The 18,975-nt window shown below is 46.5% G+C and carries 22 protein-coding genes; 11 read left to right on the forward strand and 11 right to left on the reverse strand.

The genetic code is table 11. From position 1 onward, the window contains the following. Window positions 1–248 precede the first annotated feature (248 nt). From KIH41_RS15950 to KIH41_RS18325, 7 genes are all read left to right on the forward strand, one after another. Window positions 249–890, forward strand: a complete 642-nt coding sequence (locus KIH41_RS15950; RefSeq protein WP_214163012.1) for a DUF6266 family protein — start codon at window positions 249–251, stop codon at window positions 888–890. 120 nt (window positions 891–1,010) lie between these two features. Further along, a complete protein-coding gene (locus KIH41_RS15955; RefSeq protein ID WP_213946392.1) occupies window positions 1,011–1,739 on the forward strand; it encodes a hypothetical protein in 729 nt (242 codons plus the stop codon). A gap of 240 nt (window positions 1,740–1,979) precedes the next feature. Further along, window positions 1,980–3,236, forward strand: a complete 1,257-nt coding sequence (locus KIH41_RS15960) for a serine hydrolase domain-containing protein (RefSeq protein WP_246539187.1) — start codon at window positions 1,980–1,982, stop codon at window positions 3,234–3,236. A 315-nt stretch (window positions 3,237–3,551) separates the two neighbouring features. Then, entirely contained in the window at window positions 3,552–3,773 is a 222-nt protein-coding gene (locus KIH41_RS15965) for a DUF433 domain-containing protein (protein ID WP_213946394.1), read from the forward strand. 6 nt (window positions 3,774–3,779) lie between these two features. After that, window positions 3,780–4,109 carry a DUF5615 family PIN-like protein gene (locus tag KIH41_RS15970; protein ID WP_214163014.1) on the forward strand — a complete coding sequence of 110 codons (330 nt, stop codon included), beginning with the start codon at window positions 3,780–3,782 and terminating at the stop codon, window positions 4,107–4,109. A 510-nt stretch (window positions 4,110–4,619) separates the two neighbouring features. Beyond that, window positions 4,620–5,087 (forward strand): type II RES/Xre toxin-antitoxin system antitoxin, encoded by a 468-nt coding sequence (gene parS, locus KIH41_RS15975; RefSeq protein WP_213946396.1) that lies wholly within the window; start codon window positions 4,620–4,622, stop codon window positions 5,085–5,087. Between the two features lie 3 nt (window positions 5,088–5,090). Then, on the forward strand, window positions 5,091–5,546 hold the full coding sequence (locus KIH41_RS18325) for an RES family NAD+ phosphorylase (protein ID WP_213946397.1): 456 nt from the start codon (window positions 5,091–5,093) through the stop codon (window positions 5,544–5,546). A gap of 240 nt (window positions 5,547–5,786) precedes the next feature. On the opposite strand, the gene panB is transcribed toward KIH41_RS18325, so the two are convergent. The 8 genes from panB to KIH41_RS16020 form a co-directional block, all read right to left on the reverse strand. Continuing rightward, window positions 5,787–6,608 carry a 3-methyl-2-oxobutanoate hydroxymethyltransferase gene (gene panB, locus KIH41_RS15985; protein ID WP_213946398.1) on the reverse strand — a complete coding sequence of 274 codons (822 nt, stop codon included), beginning with the start codon at window positions 6,606–6,608 and terminating at the stop codon, window positions 5,787–5,789. 1 nt (window position 6,609) lies between these two features. After that, window positions 6,610–7,113, reverse strand: coding sequence for a phosphoribosyltransferase family protein (locus KIH41_RS15990; protein WP_214163015.1), 504 nt, complete (start codon window positions 7,111–7,113; stop codon window positions 6,610–6,612). Between the two features lie 68 nt (window positions 7,114–7,181). Beyond that, a complete protein-coding gene (gene rsgA, locus KIH41_RS15995) occupies window positions 7,182–8,105 on the reverse strand; it encodes a ribosome small subunit-dependent GTPase A (RefSeq protein ID WP_213946400.1) in 924 nt (307 codons plus the stop codon). Then, complete coding sequence (locus KIH41_RS16000) at window positions 8,102–9,337, reverse strand: 3-deoxy-D-manno-octulosonic acid transferase (protein ID WP_246539189.1); 1,236 nt, start codon at window positions 9,335–9,337, stop codon at window positions 8,102–8,104. The genes rsgA and KIH41_RS16000 overlap by 4 nt, the downstream gene beginning before the upstream one ends. Before the next feature lie 1,156 nt (window positions 9,338–10,493). Beyond that, a complete protein-coding gene (locus KIH41_RS16005) occupies window positions 10,494–10,829 on the reverse strand; it encodes a helix-turn-helix domain-containing protein (protein ID WP_213946401.1) in 336 nt (111 codons plus the stop codon). Further along, entirely contained in the window at window positions 10,822–11,373 is a 552-nt protein-coding gene (locus tag KIH41_RS16010; RefSeq protein WP_214163016.1) for a hypothetical protein, read from the reverse strand. The genes KIH41_RS16005 and KIH41_RS16010 overlap by 8 nt, the downstream gene beginning before the upstream one ends. A 634-nt stretch (window positions 11,374–12,007) precedes the next feature. After that, a complete protein-coding gene (locus KIH41_RS16015) occupies window positions 12,008–12,637 on the reverse strand; it encodes a peroxiredoxin (protein ID WP_143959714.1) in 630 nt (209 codons plus the stop codon). 47 nt (window positions 12,638–12,684) lie between these two features. Continuing rightward, window positions 12,685–13,098: a Fur family transcriptional regulator gene (locus tag KIH41_RS16020; RefSeq protein WP_213946404.1), complete on the reverse strand. Its 414-nt coding sequence runs from the start codon at window positions 13,096–13,098 to the stop codon at window positions 12,685–12,687. A gap of 147 nt (window positions 13,099–13,245) precedes the next feature. Here KIH41_RS16020 and KIH41_RS16025 point away from each other — a divergent pair, with 147 nt between their 5' ends. From KIH41_RS16025 to KIH41_RS16035, 3 genes are read left to right on the forward strand one after another with little or no spacing between them, the layout of a single operon-like run. Next, window positions 13,246–14,235 (forward strand): DUF6588 family protein, encoded by a 990-nt coding sequence (locus tag KIH41_RS16025; protein ID WP_213946405.1) that lies wholly within the window; start codon window positions 13,246–13,248, stop codon window positions 14,233–14,235. 2 nt (window positions 14,236–14,237) lie between these two features. After that, window positions 14,238–14,720 (forward strand): low molecular weight protein-tyrosine-phosphatase, encoded by a 483-nt coding sequence (locus KIH41_RS16030; protein ID WP_213946406.1) that lies wholly within the window; start codon window positions 14,238–14,240, stop codon window positions 14,718–14,720. Further along, window positions 14,713–15,597, forward strand: a complete 885-nt coding sequence (locus KIH41_RS16035; RefSeq protein ID WP_214163017.1) for a fructosamine kinase family protein — start codon at window positions 14,713–14,715, stop codon at window positions 15,595–15,597. Before KIH41_RS16030 ends, KIH41_RS16035 begins: the two co-directional genes overlap by 8 nt. Here KIH41_RS16035 and KIH41_RS16040 read toward each other — a convergent pair. Beyond that, complete coding sequence (locus KIH41_RS16040; RefSeq protein WP_214163018.1) at window positions 15,569–16,852, reverse strand: aspartate kinase; 1,284 nt, start codon at window positions 16,850–16,852, stop codon at window positions 15,569–15,571. The genes KIH41_RS16035 and KIH41_RS16040 overlap by 29 nt on opposite strands. Window positions 16,853–16,910: 58 nt before the next feature. Between KIH41_RS16040 and fbp the strand changes: the two genes are divergently transcribed. Next, window positions 16,911–17,969 (forward strand): class 1 fructose-bisphosphatase, encoded by a 1,059-nt coding sequence (gene fbp, locus KIH41_RS16045; RefSeq protein ID WP_214163019.1) that lies wholly within the window; start codon window positions 16,911–16,913, stop codon window positions 17,967–17,969. Window positions 17,970–18,157: 188 nt separating this feature from the next. Here fbp and KIH41_RS16050 read toward each other — a convergent pair whose 3' ends face one another. After that, window positions 18,158–18,457 (reverse strand): hypothetical protein, encoded by a 300-nt coding sequence (locus tag KIH41_RS16050; RefSeq protein ID WP_214163020.1) that lies wholly within the window; start codon window positions 18,455–18,457, stop codon window positions 18,158–18,160. 37 nt (window positions 18,458–18,494) lie between these two features. Beyond that, window positions 18,495–18,935, reverse strand: coding sequence for a DUF5606 family protein (locus tag KIH41_RS16055; RefSeq protein WP_213946411.1), 441 nt, complete (start codon window positions 18,933–18,935; stop codon window positions 18,495–18,497). Between the last annotated feature and the right edge of the window lie 40 nt (window positions 18,936–18,975).

An 18,975-nucleotide genomic window follows, 5' to 3' on the forward strand; every position in this document is an offset into this window, starting at 1 on the left:
TGGGATTCCGCACATGGAAATCCTTCCGGTAAGGCTGAGACCTTCAAAATTTTTAATTTCGAGTAGCTTTTTTACTACATCAATTTTCAGGCCAAATTTACGCATTTGTGGTGTTTTTTCTAGGCAATTGTCAGGTCATAAAGCTATTTTATTCTACCGTCTTTTTTAACACATAATATAAATAACGGCAAGATGAAGAACATATAGGCAAGCAGTTCCCGTCTACCGTCTTCCTTAAAAACACTACTATGGCAAGAGCACCATTACACGAACAGGGCCTCAATGGCCGCCACGGCGACAAGGTCTACTACACCGTCAACGGCATCACTTATGTAAGGACCTATGTGGTTCCGGACCATTCTGCCCCCTCAGAACTCCAGACCATGGGCTGGGACAGGTTTTACCTGGCAAACCAGTTTGTAAAGCCCCTGACCAAGATCTTCCGCTTGGGCTTCATCAACTATCAAACGGGCATGCGCTCACCGGCAAAAGTGGGACTGAGCAAATTCCTCAAAACGGCCTTCAAGGAGGGCGAACCCGAACCCGTTCCCAGCCTGCTGCAGGTAAGCGGAGGCGACCTTACCGGGATGTCTGAGGGCAGCGTGGAATGGAAGGATGAAAAGACCGTCTTGGTCAAATGGCAGAACAACGCCGGGGAGGGGAATGCGGCCAACCGCGATAAGGTTTCGGTATTGCTCTACGACACGGTCAAGATCCGCTCCTTCCACTGCACCGAAGGCAACCCCAGGTCCATGGAGATGCAGGAGATCCCCGTAAGCAACCCCGACCGCTACCGCGGAAACCTACACGCCTACGCCTTCTTCACCTTCAAAAACCCGCGCAACGGCAAATATGAAGTGTCGAGGACAGTGTATTTGGGAAAAGTTTAGATAATTAAAAATGGTGAATTAGGAATGAAGAATTAACGCAGCCCCATTCCTCATTCCTAATTCCCAATTCCTCATTCCCAATTCCCAATTCCCAATTCCTAATTCCTAATTTTAAAACCTATGGCAAAACAAACCAGTATGGTTACTTTCACCGGCACTATCGGTGGGGTGACGTTTTATAACACCTCGGAAGGTCCGCGGGCCCGGCAAAAAGGCGGTGTCACCAAGTCGAGGATCATGAACGATCCCAAATACGAGCGTACCCGGGAAAACATGCAGGAATTTGGCACCGCTTCCCACATGGCGCTTCTACTCAAACATGCTGTCAGGGACTCCCTGATCCGCGTACCCGACAGCACCTTTCACTCCAGGTTTATATCCATCCTTTCAGAAGCAGTCAAAAACGACCCCGTGAGCGACCGTGGGAGCAGGGTGCTCACTCCTGAGAACCTCGCTATATTAAAAGGGTTCAGAGCCAACAAAGCCAGGTCCCTCAAAAGCACCCTGAATTGTTATTATGAGGTAAGTAAAACCGACAGGGCAGTGCAATTCACTTTCGAGGAGCTGCAGCCCCAGGAATTCAGGGGCCCAAGCAACGCCACCCATTTCCGGCTGTTTGCAGAGGCCGCCGCCGTGGAACTGGAGGCTGAGGAAGCAGACGGCGTCAGAACGGAAAGCGATTATTTGCCCATGGAGCTCAACCCCGGCGATCTTTCTTTTACCCTGGAATTTGAAGGCGAGACTTTCCCCCACAAGGTATGTATGCTGGGCATAGAGTTTTTCAAGTTCGTAGCCGGCAAACCGTATCCCGTAGCCAAGAAAAAGTATAACACCGCAGAATTTGTATGAGTGGGGTTAGGAGGTTATTTCCCGATAGCCGCTTCGCGGATCGGGAGGTTTAGATGTTTAGGTCTTTAATCTAAGCCCCTAAACGGTCCCGCAGGGACGATAACCTTCTAAACCCAATTCAAAATAAGTTGAATTATTTGTTGGTATTTTAAGTTGTTCCGTTAAGTTTGTAGATTCCCTAGCAAGAAAAATACAGCATACATGCCCTTATTACCCAAAAGATTACCTATAATTAAGTTTTTGAGTTTACCGATCCTGCTGATCATTAGCTATGCCTGCCAGGAGCCCCAGGCAGAGCAGCGGGTGGGATCTTCCATCCCCTTTCATGAGGACCCGCTGGTCAATGTCATGGCCGCCCTAGAGGCTGATGGGCGGGAGAGAATTGAGATACCGGAAACCTTTACAGAGGAGTCTGCTCGGGAACTGGAAGGGCAGTTGGATTCCCTTTTCAATTTTTACCATAAAAGAAGGGGGTTTAACGGCACCGTGATGGTCACCAAATATGACCAGGTTATTTTTAAAAGTGCCTTTGGGTATGCCGACCTTGCCAAAAGGGAGCCCATGACCACGGATAAAGCTTTTCAACTGGCATCAGTCTCCAAGCAGTTTACCGCCATGGCCGTTATGATGCTCAAGGAAGAGGGCAAGCTGGATTATGAGGATGTGATTCAGGAGTTCTTTCCGGAATTCCCCTACCCTGACATTACCGTCAAGCAATTGCTCACCCATCGATCTGGCTTATCAAACTACACGTATTTCAGCGATGAGCTTTGGCCCGACAGGTCTTTGCCGATATTCAACAACGATGTGATCGACCTCATGTATGCGCATCAGCCCCCCGTGTATTATAGACCCAATATCAGGTTTGATTACAGCAACACGGGATACTTCCTGTTGGCTTCCATAGTGGAAAAGGCCTCCGGGATGGCTTTCTCGGATTTCCTTCAGGAAAGGATATTCAAGCCGTTGGACATGAAACACACCTTCACCTACAGCGACAGCCTTCCGGCAGACTTGGTCGTACCGGGCCATGAGCGCAACAGGAGAAAGAGAAATCCCGATTATCTAGATTACGTTTTGGGCGACAAGGGGCTTTATAGTACCCTTGATGACCTGTATAAGTGGGACCAGGCGCTATACACGGAGAAACTGGTATCCAAGGAAACCCTCGAAGAGGCCTGGATGGGAAGCCGGGTACGCAAAAGAAGGGATAATGAGGATTACGGCTATGGCTGGAGAATCAAGGAACTTAAGAATGGCGATATTGTCCACTATCATGCAGGTCTATGGCATGGCTACAACACCTACATGCTGCGCAACCCAAAAGACCACAGCACCATCATCGTGCTGAGCAACCTGTCTAACGGCAGCCTGGGCTTCCTCAAAGAGCTCCAGGACTTCCTCTACCCCATCACCCCACCCCACGCGATAGCGGACAGTGAGCAAGAGGTGGATAATATGGCCAGCAGCGATAGCGAGCCTAAGAAGGACGCGTAGGGGAAGTACGAAGTGGGAAGCCACGTACACGTCTTCGCGGAAAGAAAAGGGACACAGAGTTTCTCAGAGTTCTTCACAGAGTTTCTCAGAGTTTCCTCTTCGCTGACTCCACATTATGTTTTCTCACAAAATCCGCTTAGCGCTTCTCCGTGACCTTTGCGGTTAAATTTTGAACGCTAGAAAGTCCACCGAAAAGAGGCAAAGAGCCGCAAAGCTTTTATATAAAAAAACTTCGAGCTACTTTAATAGGTTAGCTGTTATTTTGTACGATAAACTAATCTTTATGCTTTTTTATATCGTATATTACTAAACGCTATGATTGACTATACAAAACATATTACTATTGATCCAAAGCAGCGCTCTGGCAAGCCTTGTATAAGAGGCATGAGAATAACTGTATATGATATCCTAAGTTACATGGCCTCAGGGGATACAATTGAAGAGATTCTAGAAAATTTCCCTATGCTAAATAGAGAAGATATTCTTGCTTGCCTGGCATATGCAGCGGATACAGAAAGGAAAGTTACAGTTAGCTGAACTAATATGTCAAAAATATTAATTGACAACAACCTTTCAGTTAATTTAATAATCCTTCTAGAAAAGGATTTTCCTGGGAGTAAACACGTCTACCAGTTAGGACTTCATACCGATAGTGATTCAGAAATCTGGGAGTTTGCTCAAAAAGGATTTGACGACATACTTAGTAAAGACAAAGATTTTTATTACAAGGCGGTTGGATCAATTCCTCCGCCCAAATTAATTTGGATTACTACAGGAAACTGCTCAAATAAGGAAATAATCACCCTACTTCAATCAAAGACAGCATTAATCAAGAAGTTTTTAAAGACAGACCAAAACATTTTGACACTTTAATAAGAACGAGTTGATGTCAGGATGGTCCTCATAATTTAAACAACTGTAATTAACAACCGCAAAGAGGCAAAGAAGCGCAAAGCCATTATTCCAAATAAACTTAGCGCTCCTTTAAAAACTTTGCGGTGAGATTCAACCGTACTTTCGAGACAGTGAATAATTACTTGCCTCCAACTTCAGTTGGAGGTCCTGGGGCAGGGGGAGGTTTCTGGCTTTAGCCGTAATTCTCAGCGTTGGAATCGTGGCTAAAGCCATCGGATTATTTATCGAGCGAAAACCCACTTCTCACTTCTCACCAAATCCACTTAGCGCTTCTTCGTGACCTTTGTGGTTAAATTTTGAACGCTAGAAAGTCCACCGCAAAGAGGCAAAGAAGCGCAAAGCTTTTATTACAAAAAAATCTTTGCGGTTAAATTATAACGCAATCCCGAGTCTGAAATATGTCGGATGAGGAAACATACTGGCTTTTATTTCGTAAATTTAATAATATAATTTTTCATTTGATAGACTATGGAGGATACGGGCAAATACGGTAAAAGAGTGGCGGGGCATTTTGAGAAGCTGATCAAGGTGCTGGGGGAAGAGTATGTCGGAGGGGAGATTGAGAGTCCATTTGATTTTATAGAGATTGCTGCCAAAGGTTTGCATTCGCAGGCTATCGAGAATTTCAGGGAATATTTCGAGCTGTCCAAATCCCAAGCAGCCTCCATGTTACACGTTTCGGAACCTACTTTGTATCGCTGGATCAAGGCTGATAAGGAGCTTGATCAATATCATGGGGTCAAGCTTTTTGAATTGGCTGACCTCTATCTCAATGGAGTGGAGGTGTTTCAGGATAAAGCTAACTTCATCCAATGGATGCAATTGCCCAATACAGCCTTGGGAGGAAAACAGCCCGAGCAATTGATAGAAATGCCCGGAGGTGTGGCCAAGGTGAAGGATTTGCTTGGCAGAATCGAGCACGGAGTCTATAGCTAGGGTATGCTTGTATTCCGATTAGCCTCTACTAAATATTCTCGGGATCTTTCTGGCACAGGATCCTCTTTATTCGGGGGTCGGTGGAACAAAAAAGGTTCCCCTGTTTTATATACCGGGGAAAGTAGGGAAATAGCTCTACTGGAAGCCTTGGTAAATATACCACCAATGGTCCTTCCTGAAATGGATATGATAACTTTGCAGATACCCTCCAATTCCATCATAGAACTTAAATTCTCTGACCTTCCTCCTAACTGGCGAGACTACCCTGCACCTAGTGTTTTAGCTGAAATTACCGAAGAATGGATAGTGAGCAAGGATTCTCTTGCCTTAAAAGTACCTAGCGCAATTATTGACACCTCGCACAATTATATTATCAACTGCGCACATAAGCTGCATTCCAAACTAAAGATAAAAGAAGTCAAGGCGTTTAAGTTTGATACTAGGCTGAGGCGTGGATGAATAGAAACTAGGTGGTTTAAGGGTTTAGGTCCCGATTGGCGCTGGCGTGCATCGGGACTCGTTTAGGGGTTTAAGCGCGAGGCGGCGATTTGCCCAGCAGTTCTTTACATCCGATTTACACATAGAGGACGAAGTCCGACGGGCAAATGATCTAACCACGATAAATTTGGCCTATAAAGCCTTCGTCCTAAGAGTACTTGGTACTTGGTACCTTGTACTTCGTACCAAAACATACCTCCCTCAATAACTTTCTTTTTCATTCGGAAAATCCCTCGACTTCACGTCATCAATGTAATTCTCCACCGCCTTGAGCATTTGGGTGCGCAGGTCGGCGTATTGGCGGAGGAAGCGGGGCTTGAATTCCTGGGTGATGCCAAGCATGTCGTGGACTACCAGGACCTGCCCGTCAACATCGGGACCAGCGCCTATGCCGATCACGGGAATGGACACACTTTGCGCTACCTTTTTGGCCAAAGCAGCCGGGATTTTTTCCAATACCAAGGCAAAACAGCCACAATCCTCCAAGATCTTCGCGTCTTCGATGAGCTTTTGCGCCTCTGCATCCTCCTTGGCCCTTACGGTGTAGGTTCCAAACTTGTATATCGACTGGGGAGTCAATCCCAAATGGCCCATCACAGGTACGCCTGCACTCAGGATACGGACTACCGATTCCTTGATCTCGGCGCCACCCTCCACCTTTACGGCATGGGCTCCGGATTCCTTCATGATCCGAATAGCGGATCGCAAGGCCTCTGAACTGTTGCCCTGGTAGCTACCGAAAGGGATATCCACCACCACAAATGCACGCTTGACGCCCCTCACCACTGAGGTGGCGTGATAGATCATCTGGTCCAACGTGATCGGCAGGGTGGTTTCGTGGCCCGCCATGACGTTGGAGGCTGAATCACCCACCAAAATGATGTCCACACCTCCGGCATCGACAATTCCCGCCATGGAAAAATCATAGGCAGTGAGCATGGAAATTTTCTCCCCTCGGTTCTTCATCTCCTGAAGGGTGTGGGTAGTGATTCGTTTGATATTCGAAGATTGGTGAATTGACATGTCAGTGAAGGTGTACGGTGTTTTGGGCAGACTCCAGGTCCACCTCAATGTGTTCGTTTAAAGTTGTGGAAAGTTCAAAACCGGTATAATCCGGCGTGACGGGAAAAAGCTTGTGGCTTCTGTTGACCAACACGGCAATTTCCATTTTCTTTAAGGGCATTTCCAAAAAAGGCTTCAGGGCATAGGCAAGTGTCTTACCTGTGTTTTGCACATCGTCCACCAAAATAATGCTCTTGTTTCCCAAATTCAGATCCGCGGAAAGCGTCACTTCTCCCTGCACCACCGCGTTTTTATCCAACTTCACCTCCATCAGTTCCACGGGCAGGGGAGAGATTTCCTTGAGCTTGTCCGAAAGCATTTTCGCGAGTCTGTAGCCCATCCCGGCTATGCCTGCAAACACCACCCCTTCTTCAGAGAGGTTGCGTTCGTAGATCTCATAGGCGATGCGGGTAATTTTTTGCTCTATCTGCTTATGGTTAAGCACCAGGGTTTTTGTCTCTGCCATATTAGTTTTCGGGGCTTTTGAAAAGGAAAATTAAAGCAATTGCTTTAGGTTTCAAAATTAAATGTCTCTTATCGGTAACTGTCCTCCTCGTGAAGGATGCGGATGTAACTGTCGTAGCGGTATGGGTGGATGTATCCCTTCTCCAGTTTTTCCAACACCACGCATCCAGGCTCGTTGAGGTGCTTGCAGTTGTTGTATTTGCATTGACCAAGGTATTGCCGCATTTCCACAAAATAGTGGGAAAGCTCATTGTCGTCAATATCCAAAATGCCAAATTCCTTGATCCCAGGCGTATCAATGATGTAGCCGCCGTCCTTGATCGGAAACATCTCGGCAAAGGTCGTGGTGTGGACGCCTTTGGTGGTAAATTTGGAAATGTCCTTGATTGCCTGGGTGGCTTCTGGCACAATTTTATTCAGCAAAGAGGACTTCCCTACCCCGGAATGACCGGTAAGCAGGGTGGTTTTTCCCTGAAGCAAGGGCATTAACTTTTCCTCCACATCCTCATCCACCAGCACAGACATGGGGATTACCGGATAGCCAAGGGGCTCATAGATCTCCATGATGTCTTCCAAAAAAGCCCAGTCCTTATCGGTATGCTTTTGGTCCATTTTGTTGACCACAATAGTGGTGGGAATGCGGAAACTCTCCGCACTGACCAAAAACCTGTCGATAAAGCCCAATGATGTGCGGGGGTTTCTCAGGGTAACCACCAAAAAGGCCTGGTCAATGTTGGAGGCCATGATGTGGGAAAAATGGGTTTTGCGGGTAGACTTCCGTATGATGTAATTTTCCCGTGGCAGGATTTCGGTAATGACGGCGGTATCCTGATCCTGTTCCTGTTCCATTTCCACGTAATCGCCCACGGCAATGGGATTGGTGAGTTTGAGGTCATCCTGCTTAAACTTGCCCCTCAAGCGGCACTGTAGGAGTTTGTCGCCGACCTGCACCATGTACCAGCTGCCTGTTGATTTGATTACCCTACCTTTCATCCTTTTATTTCTTTCATGATATGGTCAACTATTTTTTGGGCACTGCCCAGGTTTTCCTCCACCATTTTTTTGGCAGCTGACTGGGCGGATTTATACACCTCTTCGTCCTGCAAAAACATCACCTTATTTAAAAAGTCCTCGGCACCACTAACCTCAAACCCACACCCATACTTTTGGCTGATGGCTGCTTCGGGGAATTTGCCGACTTTCTTCAGTTTTCCGAAAAGAACCGGAATGCCATAGGCGATGGGTTCCAAAATGTTGTGCAGCCCCTTGCCAAAAGCCCCGCCCACAAAGGCAATTTCGGCATATTGGTACAAAGATGAAAGCATGCCCACGTTGTCAATGATGACCACTTTGGTCAGCTCATCCCCTTTAAAATTGCTGTAAAGCTCGGATTGTTTGGAAATAGCCTTACGCCAGGCCCCCATTTTCTCCGACTTGATCTCGTGGGGAGCTATGATGTATTTATACTTTCTGTTTTTGTTGATAAACGGAATGATGCAATCCATGTCCTCCTGCCAAGCGCTGCCCACCACCAAAACAGGCTGCTCCCCTATCCACTTTTCCAGCACCGGGAACCGTTGGGGATTTTCGCTAAGAGCCTTTACGTTGTCAAATCTGGTATCGCCTGTAAAGCTGGCCGATTGATAGCCAATCTGCTTGAGGAGCTCTAGGGATTTTTCGTTTTGGGTAAAAATATGGGAAAAGCTTTTCACGGCTTCCCGAAGAAAACTGTCCTTTTTAAAATACGACTGCTCCTCCCTGAAGGCCGCGGAAAAAAGGTATGCGGGCACTTTGTGCTTTTGCAAGGCTTTCATATAGTTGGGCCAAATGTCATACTTGGCAAAAAGGGCTAGTTTTGGCTGGATGGTTTTCACAAACCGATCCGCATTGGCAACGGTATCAAAGGGCAGGTAAAAGATCCCGTCGACGGAGGGCTGTTTTTTCCTGATCACGTTTTCATACCCGGAGGAACTGAAAAAAGTCAGCAGGATGGCGGCATCCGATTTTTCCTTAAGCTTGGCCATCACGGGTTTGGCCTGCTCATATTCGCCAAGGGAGGCCACATGGAACCAGATGACCTTTTCATGTTGGGACTTGAATGCTGCGAGTTTGCCGAATACACCTTTCCTTCCCTCAACCATTGCCTGCAGCTTTGCATTGGTCCTGCCCACCAAGGGAAAAAGCAGTTCGAAAGCCTGCATGGATAGATCGTATAACCGTTTCATTCGGACAAAATTAAGGAATTTAATCCGTGAACAAAGGGGAGTTGTGGGTTTAGGAGTTTAATGCCCCGATGGGCGCTGACGCACAATCTGGACGGTTTAGAAGTTTAGGTAAAGAAGGCCTCCCGGATACACCATCTTCAAATGCCATAAGCCTTAAACTTCAAACCATAAACCATAAGCCTCATTTGCGGGGTTTATGGCTTATGGCTCCTGCGGAGCGTTTATGGTTTATGAAATGGATTGGAGGTGATTAGGCTTTGATAAAAAAAGACCCCGAATGGGGTCGAACCTTTCAATAGCCATGGGTGCCAACCCATGGAATTCATGGAATTAATCCCATTTCCCCGACCCCGAAGCGGGTCGAACCAGAGTGGGTAGTAAAAGGGTGGTATTTAAAGCTTATAGCTCCTGCGGAGCGTTTATGGTTTATGACATGGATCAAACCATAAACCATAAGATTTATTCCAAGATCATCAATTGATATTAACCCTGGAAGGGTTGAAGGTGAGTAACCCCGGGTGGAACCCGGGGTAAACGCGACATAATGGATTACCAACTCTGAAGGAGTTGAATAGCTCATTCTTGGATTGAAGTGATTAATTAATAAATTAACACCATCAAAAAGAAAACATGTATGATTAGTACAAAAGGTCATTGTTAGTATGAAGGTATTCAACTCTTCCAGAGTTGCCAAAATGTTAAATACTTTTTTGCCATGGGTTCCACCCATGGTTATTCACATTGAAGCCCTCCAGGCTTCTAAGCTATCGCTCAAAAAAAAGCCAATTGGCGCTGACGCGCATCGCGACGGTTTAGAAGTTTAGGTAAAGAAGGCCTGCCGGAAACACCATCTTCAAATGCCATAAGCCATAAACTTCAAACCATAAACCATAAGTTTCATTTGCGAAGTTTATGGCTTATGGCTCCTGCGGAGCGTTTATGGTTTATGACACGGATCAACCTTAAGCCTTAAACTTTAAACCATAATCGCCAAGGGAGGCCACATGGAACCAGATGACCTGGGGCGCGCCCTTTTCTCAGTGCTCAGTGCCCAGTGCCCAGTGCTCAGTGCCCCACCTGCATCCCTCCGCCGCGCATAGCGACTAAACACCTAAACCTCCCGCTGTGCGCAGCACAGGGAAATAAACTCCTAAACCTATTCAGGTATTTTGATGCTTTGGGATACGTTTTCCTCTGAGATTTGAAGGAGTTCTATACCTAGGGCATCTTCAATTTTGGCGAGGGTGGAAAGCTTAAAGTCATTTTCCCCATGTAGATATTTGCTTACTTGTTGAGGAGAAACCCCCAACTCATGGGCTAACTGAGCCTGGGTCCAGCCCTTAGTTTCGAGCACATCCAATATCCTCAAAGAGATCTGCACTGATTTTTTTAACCAAGCTTTATTCTCTTTTCTAAAAGAAACTTTTTCCTTCCAATTAGAGGAAGGTTCCTTCTCTGCTAGACTCTTAAGTTTTTTCTCTATTTTATTCATCACCCTTAATATCTAAATACACAAATGCCGCCTCATGGCCACCACTTAAATACTCCTTCACCCATTCCAGCTTCTGAAGCTCTAATTTCGTATGCGGCCTATCTTTCATCCGCCTAGTCAATTTGATTGCTCCTCCAGTGATTACAAATGATTGTCCAAACTTTACTGCGTAAATTCTTAAAAAAGAGTAACTCTGCACACCATAAGCTTTGAGAGCCTGAAGCTCATAGGAGATTTCCTCCTCTTTATTATCCAAAGGTTTAAAAAAATCAGCTAAAGATGCCCCGCTATTATCATTTGCTAGATCAAACAGCTTTTCAAATAGGCAATCCGCATCATCAATTGCTTTGATTACCATTTGATTAATCTTCACCTTGGGATAAAACGATAAATAATCTTTCTGGTATTGCTTGAAAAACGATCTTAAGTATAAGACACTGGACCATTGTTCTTGAATAATTTCTAACGAATCTTTATCATACCCTTCAAATTTCACTGCAAAAAGACTTCCATATGATCGCTCTATTACGCTAACAACTCTCATAAATAAACCTGTAAGTTTACAAAATAGTTCAACGGTTTTTGGATTAAAAAGTAATTCTATTAAAATTAAACAAATATGATTTCTCTTGAACCTTATTAACCAAAATTATCTAGCTACCATAATAATTAACGAGAAAATATAAAGCTGATGAAACGTAATGGTTTGGGAGGTTAATGCCCCAATGGGCGCTGACGCGCATCGGGACGGTTTAGAAGTTTAGGTAAAGAAGGCCTCCCGGATACACCATCGTCATGCCATAAGCCTTAAACTTCAAACCATAAACCATAAGTTTCATTTGCGAAGTTTATGGCTTATGGCTCCTGCGGAGCGTTTATAGTTTATGACACTGGATCATCCTTAAGCCTTAAACTTTAAACCATAATCGCCAAGGGAGGCCACATGGAACCAGATGACCTGGGGGGCGCCCTTTTCTCAGCGCCCAGTGCTCAGTGCCCAGTGCCCAGTGCTCAGCGCCCCACCTTCATCCCTCCGCCGCGCATCGCGACTACCCCCTAAACCTCCCGCTGTGCGCAGCACCGGGAAATAAACTCCTAAACCAACTTAGTGCCTAATACACCAAAAAAGCCCCACCATTACGGCAGGGCTTTTTAAAGGCTTTATTTAAAAGCGAATCTTAGTTCTTACCTAGGTAAGCCGAAACGCCTTCTTTGGTAGCTGTCATAGCTTCTTTTCCTTCTTCCCAGTTGGCAGGACAAACCTCACCGTGCTTCTCTACGTGGTGTAGGGCATCTACAAGACGGATCATCTCGTCGATGTTTCTACCTAGAGGAAGGTCGTTGATGGTTTCGTGTCTTACCACACCATTCTTGTCGATTAAGAAAGAACCTCTGTATGCCACTGGAGCACCTTCATAGTTCAATTCACCTTCTTCATTGTAATTCCACTCACCGGCCAACACGCCATAGTTATGGGCGATGGTTTTGGCAGGATCGGCAACGATCGGATAAGTAACACCTTGGATACCGCCTTGAGCTTTAGGAAGACCCAACCATGCAAGGTGAGACTCTTCGGTATCAGTGGAAGCGCCAACTACGGCAACGCCTCTTTTTTCAAACTCAGCCAACTTCTCTTGGAAAGCCAAGATTTCAGTAGGGCAAACGAAAGTGAAATCTTTTGGGTAAAAGAAGAAGATCACATCCTTTTCGCCAATGTATTGCTCCAAAGAGAATCCTTCTACGATTTCCTCTCCGTCCACTACTGCTGGTGCTTTGAATAAAGGTGCTTTTTTTCCTACTAAAGACATATTAAATTGATTTTTGGTTAAGTAAATTATTGTTTTTAATGATTGAATTATAGCTTTTGGCCTTTGATCACGATCGATATCTCATCGATATCAAAGTCCTCTATCTGATTCTTGTCAAAGAATTTGGTCAATAAGGCTTCCAGTTCAGCATTCTTATAATCGCTGATCTCGTTGGTCTTTTTACAATAAAGGTGGCTATGGGCTTCCAGAATGCCGTCAAACCTCATTACTCCCTTATTGTCCACAAATTTCTGGATGATTCCCGCGGTCACGAAGGTGTCCAGGGTTTTATAGACTGTGCCTAATGAGATAGAAGGATTGTCACTTTTGATCTGCTCAAAAACATGCTCGGCTGTGGGATGGTTTTTGGCTTCGGCTATGGCATTGTATATGACCATGCGCTGATGCGTAAACTTCAATCCGCCTTTTGTAATGATGTTTTTGATTCCCTCTATATTCATTTCCCACTAAGAATGATTCTCATCAAAGAATCGTTCCGCAAAGGTAGAAATAATTTCATTTTTTTAAAATACTCCTCAAAAATCTACCCGAGGGCATAATTTTTTCTCTTTTTTAATTAGTTTTATATTGAGTTAGTGCCCATGTACATGAAAAAAATTATTGCAGCGGTAGCCATTCCGCTGAGTCTGATGAGTTTTTCGGCCTTTTCCCAGAGCCGAAGTGATATAGAAACCCTCCTGCAATCGGGAGTGGCGGATGTCAACACGTACCTAAACCACTACGTGCAGCCCGCTGCCGAAGGGTTTGCCTACAGCATGGGTGCCGGCTGGGCCAACACTGCCAAAACTCACAGCACTTTGGGATTTGATTTCAAAATCGGTGTCAGTGCTGCGGCCGTTCCCTCCAGGATGGAAAGCTTCCTCTTTGACCCCAGCCAGTACAACAACCTACGCGTCTCTGGGGAAACAGGCCCTACCGAACTCCCCACGCTATTCGGTTCGGAAAGTCCTGGCAGAACGCTGGACATTTATGAAGACGGGTTCGTAGCCGCCCAGGTGGATGCACTCCCCGGGGCCGGGATGCCCGTGAATTATGTCCCCGCGCCCGTGCTGCAGGCCGGGTTGGGCTTACCATTCGGCACCGACATCAAACTCCGCTTTCTGCCTAATACTCGAATTGAAGGCGTGGAAGTTGGCATCCTTGGAGGGGGCATACAGCATGACATCAAGCAGCATATTCCAGGGTTGAGAGAACTTCCTTTTCATTTATCAGGCTTGGTGGCCTTCAACAGTCTCAAGGCTGGATATGCCCTGGAAGAAATCACCGATGGGCGTGGTGAACTTCAGGTCAACACCTGGACATACCAACTATTGCTCAGCAAAAAGCTTTCTGTTTTTACCTTTTATGGTTCGGCGGGATACATATCCGGCACATCGGATTTTGACCTTTTAGGCACCTATAACGTCTCCAATTTCACCAACCCCATCGTGGATCCCATCAGCCTCAGGTATGCGGTGGCCGGGGCCATGGGCAATGTAGGTGTGAGAGTGGATCTTGGGCCCATCTTCCTAAATGCCGACTACACCTTCCAAGAATTCAACATCCTCACCGCTGGGCTGGGGTTTTCAATTAGATGATTATGATTAAAGTACTGTTTGTTTGTTTGGGCAACATTTGCCGCTCGCCTCTAGCCGAAGCTATTTTTAACCACAAGGTGAAGGAAAGGAACCTGTCCCACGCGCTGTCTGCTGACAGTTGCGGCACTTCTGATTACCACATCGGCGAGCTTCCCGATGAGCGCACCATACAGTGTGCAGAAAAGTTCAACATCACGATCAACCATAGGGGAAGGCAGATAAACCGCCTGGATTTTAAACATTTCGACTACCTGTTGGTAATGGATAGATCGAATTATGACAACGTCCACGCTATCATGGCCCAACACAATGTGACCCATGACCGCATCCTGATGCTTCGTGAACTTGCGGATTTTCAGGGAATCAATGAGGTCCCGGACCCTTATTATGGAGGGGAAAAGGAATTTCAGGAGGTCTATGAAATCCTGGATGAGGCCATTGAGCAGCTGCTGGACAAAATAGAAGCTGAACACATTAATGTTTGATCAAAACCAGAAATTTGAGCGCATACTTTTCAAGACTTTAGGCAGGGAGACACAATTTTCCCAAACCCGCCTGGTGGCTGCCGGCAACCTCAACCAAGCCATTTACCTGGACACCGACCAGGGGGAATTTTTGCTCAAAACCAATTATGATTCCCGAAGGGATATTTTTCCCAAAGAGGCGAAAGGCTTACAAATGCTGGCAAAGCATAGCCCGCTAAAGATACCGGAAGTTTACGGCGCCGGCCATGAAGAGGAGATCAATTACCTGCTGATGGAATGGTTTGCCCCGGCACGTCTGTCAGGGAATTACTGGCAGGAACTCGGGGCCGGAGTGGCCCAGCTTCATGCCACCACCAATAATTCTTTTGGTCTTGAAGAGGAAAACTACATTGCCTCCCTTGCCCAGCCAAACACCTACTGCAAATCCTGGCCGGAGTTTTTTATACACCAGCGATTAGAGCCCATGGCCGGAAAAGCACTTTACGATGGTTTGATTGACCAGAGGTTTTTGGAGGAAATCAGGTTGGTCTACCCCTTGTTTGACGATATTTTCCCCAAAGAAATACCTGCACTGCTTCATGGGGACATCTGGTCGGGAAATGTGATGCCTTCCGCTTCCGGGAAGCCCGCCTTGATAGACCCCGCGGTTTATTATGGCCACAGGGAGGTGGATCTGGCCTTTTCCAAGCTCTTTGGGGGATTTGAGCAGGAATTCTACCATGCTTACCACGAAGCCTTCCCCTTGGAGCCCGGCTTTGAGGAAAGAGTGCCGATCTACAACCTTTACCCCCTGCTCGTGCATCTAAACCTTTTCGGGAGCAGCTATCTGCCCCCGATTCAGCGCACTGTCAAGCACCTGCTGTCGAGACTTCCCTAAAGACAATCTGAAAAGTATTTCGGGTCTTTTGCTCCAACAGGATTTCCTTGCCCTCTTCCATCCTGCTGATCACCTCCTGCTGGGGGTGAAGAACGGTGAGCAGCTTGAGGTCCTCATTGTACCTGATCTCAAAATGGGTCTTAAGGGCCTGCATTAGTTTTTCCACCTTGAGAAACTCTTTATCCAAACATAGCGAAATGGAAATAGCGGAGGTCTGCATCAGGTTGACCCTGATTTTCAGACTTTCCAGCACCGCATAGATTTGGTGGATCCGGGCCTCATTTACGAAGGTGAAATCTTTCACTCTAAAAGTCACCAGAATCTGGTCCCCTTTCTGTACAAAGGTGGGAACGGTTTGTTGGGGCTCGCAATCTGTGATCAGCGTGCCTTTTTCATCAGGATTGATGAAGGATTTGACCATGAGTGGGATATTTTTGTTGGCCAGAGGCTTGATGGTTTTGGGGTGGATGACCGAGGCCCCGTAGTAGGTCATCTCGGCGGCTTCCCTGTAGGCAAGCTTTGGGAAAAGAACGGTATCGGGAAATAATTTCGGGTCCGCGTTCAGCACTCCGGGCACATCTTTCCAGATGGTCACGCTGCGCGCGTCCAGACAGTTGGCCAGAATAGCCGCGGTAAAATCGGATCCCTCCCGACCCAAGGTGGTGCTTTTGCCATTGTCGGCTCTTCCGATGAAGCCCTGTGTAATGATGGGAAACTTGGAGAGGCTTGGCAAAAGCTGTTTCCGGCAGTTTAAAGCCGTTTTCTCCCAGTTTACCTGGGCAGCCCGGTGCCGGTTATCGGTGGAGATTATTTCCCTGGCATCCTGCCAAATGCAGAAGATCTGCTGGCTGCACAAATATTCTTGGACAATTTTTGTGGAAAGCAGCTCCCCATAGCACACTATTTGATCATAGTATTCATCATAGGATATGTCAGCGACTTTTATGGCCAGCTCCCTTTCCAACTGAAGAAAGGTATTTTCAATCTTGGCAAAAATCAGGTGGTCTGGAGCAAACAGCTCACGGCAAATCTGCAGGTGTTGCTCTTTCAGAATTGCAATATTCGAAGAATAGTCAACCAAAGAAAATTTTGCCTTCAAAATCTCCTCTAACAAATTAGTGGATTTTCCCATTGCCGAAACCACAATTAGAAAGGGGTTTTGCAAACGATTGAGTAAAATGCTAGCAAGGTTTTTCACCGACTGGGCGTCTTTGACTGAGGCCCCACCAAATTTGAAAATAATTGCTTTTGACATATTGATAATTGTTGTAATTTCAAGTAGACAATAAACCCAAATAGTATTTTTCTAAGATATGCGTACGAAACCTTACATTCCAGACAATTCCGCTTTAGGCTACTCGGTGGGCACCACGCTCGACCGATTCATCAAGATGAAACAGGATGACTTCCCGTTTGCATCCGGTGAGCTTTCTCAGCTATTGAGAGATATCGCCCTGGCCGCAAAGATAGTGAATCGCGAAATCAATAGAGCAGGTCTAGCCAATATCGGCGGCGCCTTTGGGCAGACCAACGTGCAGGGGGAAGAGCAGCAGAAACTGGATGTAATAGCCAATATCCGTTTTACCCGCGCCCTTACCAAAGGCGGAGAAGTGTGTGCCGTGGTATCCGAAGAGGATGACGAGGTAATCGACCTTCAAAACAACAGCGGTAAATATGTGGTAGCAATCGATCCACTGGACGGTTCTTCCAATATCGACGTAAACATTTCCATAGGAACCATTTTCAGCATTTACAGAAGGGTGACCCCACTGGGTAGCCCGATACAGCCTGAAGACATCATGCAGCCCGGCAACAAGCAGGTGGCCGCAGGATATGTGCTTTACGGCTCCTCCACCATGCTGGTATACACGACCGGCCACGGGGTAAACGGTTTCACTTATGAGCAGTCTTTGGGCGAGTATTTCCTTTCCCACCCCGACATGAAGGCCCCTGCTTCGGGGAACATTTACAGTGTAAATGAAGGCCTTTACAACCAAATGAGCAATGGCTTGCAGTCTTATATCAACCACTGCAAAGAAAATAACTTCAGCGCCAGATACATCGGCAGCTTGGTGGCTGATTTTCACAGAAACCTGTTGAAAGGCGGGATCTATATTTACCCCGGCACCACCAAAACACCCAATGGCAAGCTGAGACTCCTTTATGAAGCCAATGCTTTGGCCTATATTGCAGAGCAGGCCGGCGGAAAAGCCACGGATGGACACGAGAGAATCCTGGACATCATGCCGACATCCCTTCACCAGAGAACACCCTTGTTCATTGGCTCGGAGAAACTGGTGGATGAAGCCGAAACCTTCCTTAGCGAGGAAGCTAGAGTAGTGGATATGGCTGCTGGCGTGCAGAAAGGCTGAATTGGGTTTAGGAGTTTAATGTCCCGATTGGCGCCTTGCGCATCGGGACGGTTTAGGGGTTTAGAAATCGCGAAGCGCCGATTTCCGCCTCCCGTTTCCCAACTCCCGTCTTCGGTCTTCGGTCTCCCGTCTTCTAAATACACAATAGCCCAATAACCGAAAAAACCTCCAAGCGGAGGTTTTTTCTTTTAGGTGCTGTATTTGCGGCGGAGCTGGATTTTGAGCATTTGCCGGTCTACGATTGCGGCGGCCAGGTCAAGACCGACCCTTTCCGGCTCGCTTTCGTGTAGAATCCTTTTGAGCTTTTCCTCTCCTAGATCTATTCGATAGCACAGCTGGAGAAAGCGCTCAAAATCACGGTTGAGCATTTCCTGAATTAAAGGACGCAAAGCCTCCACCAGGTCATGCTTTTTATAAAACTTGTCCGGAAGGTTATCAAATTCCTTCTTGAGCAAGTGGGCCGTATCTTGGACTATTGAAAGCTCCATATCAAAAAAGCCTGCACATCACATGCAGGCTTATATTTTAGTCTTCTTTTTTGTCTTCAGCTTTTTCTTGGCCGTTTTCTTTTTCCTTCAAAGCCTCAGGGCTTTCTTTGCGGATGATGTTGTACCAGCTGATCAGTTTTTTGATATCAGAGGTATACACTTTGTCCTCGTCGTATTCAGGAAGCACGTGCTTCAAAAAGCTTCTAAGCTCATCGGCATCGGCGCTGCTGGTCAATCCCACATCACCGTCAAACTCCTTATCGATAGTCTTCATCACCTCTTCCAAAGGCGTGGCACCTTCCTCGTTCATGGTGTAGATGGAAATTTCGCTTAGGACGGAAACGCGGTGGTTAGCACCCACGACTAGTTTCTTTTTGGAGGCGTCCAAAGATTCTAAGATCACACCAGTTCTGCTTGGCTTCACCACCTTATATAAACCCGGCTTCCCGGCAACAGTTGCTAATTCTTTAAACTCCATTTGTATATAGTTTTTTGTAGGGTTGCAAATATACTGCATC

Source organism: Litoribacter ruber (assembly GCF_018500185.1).
In the GTDB taxonomy this organism is placed as follows: Bacteria; Bacteroidota; Bacteroidia; order Cytophagales; family Cyclobacteriaceae; genus Litoribacter; species Litoribacter ruber.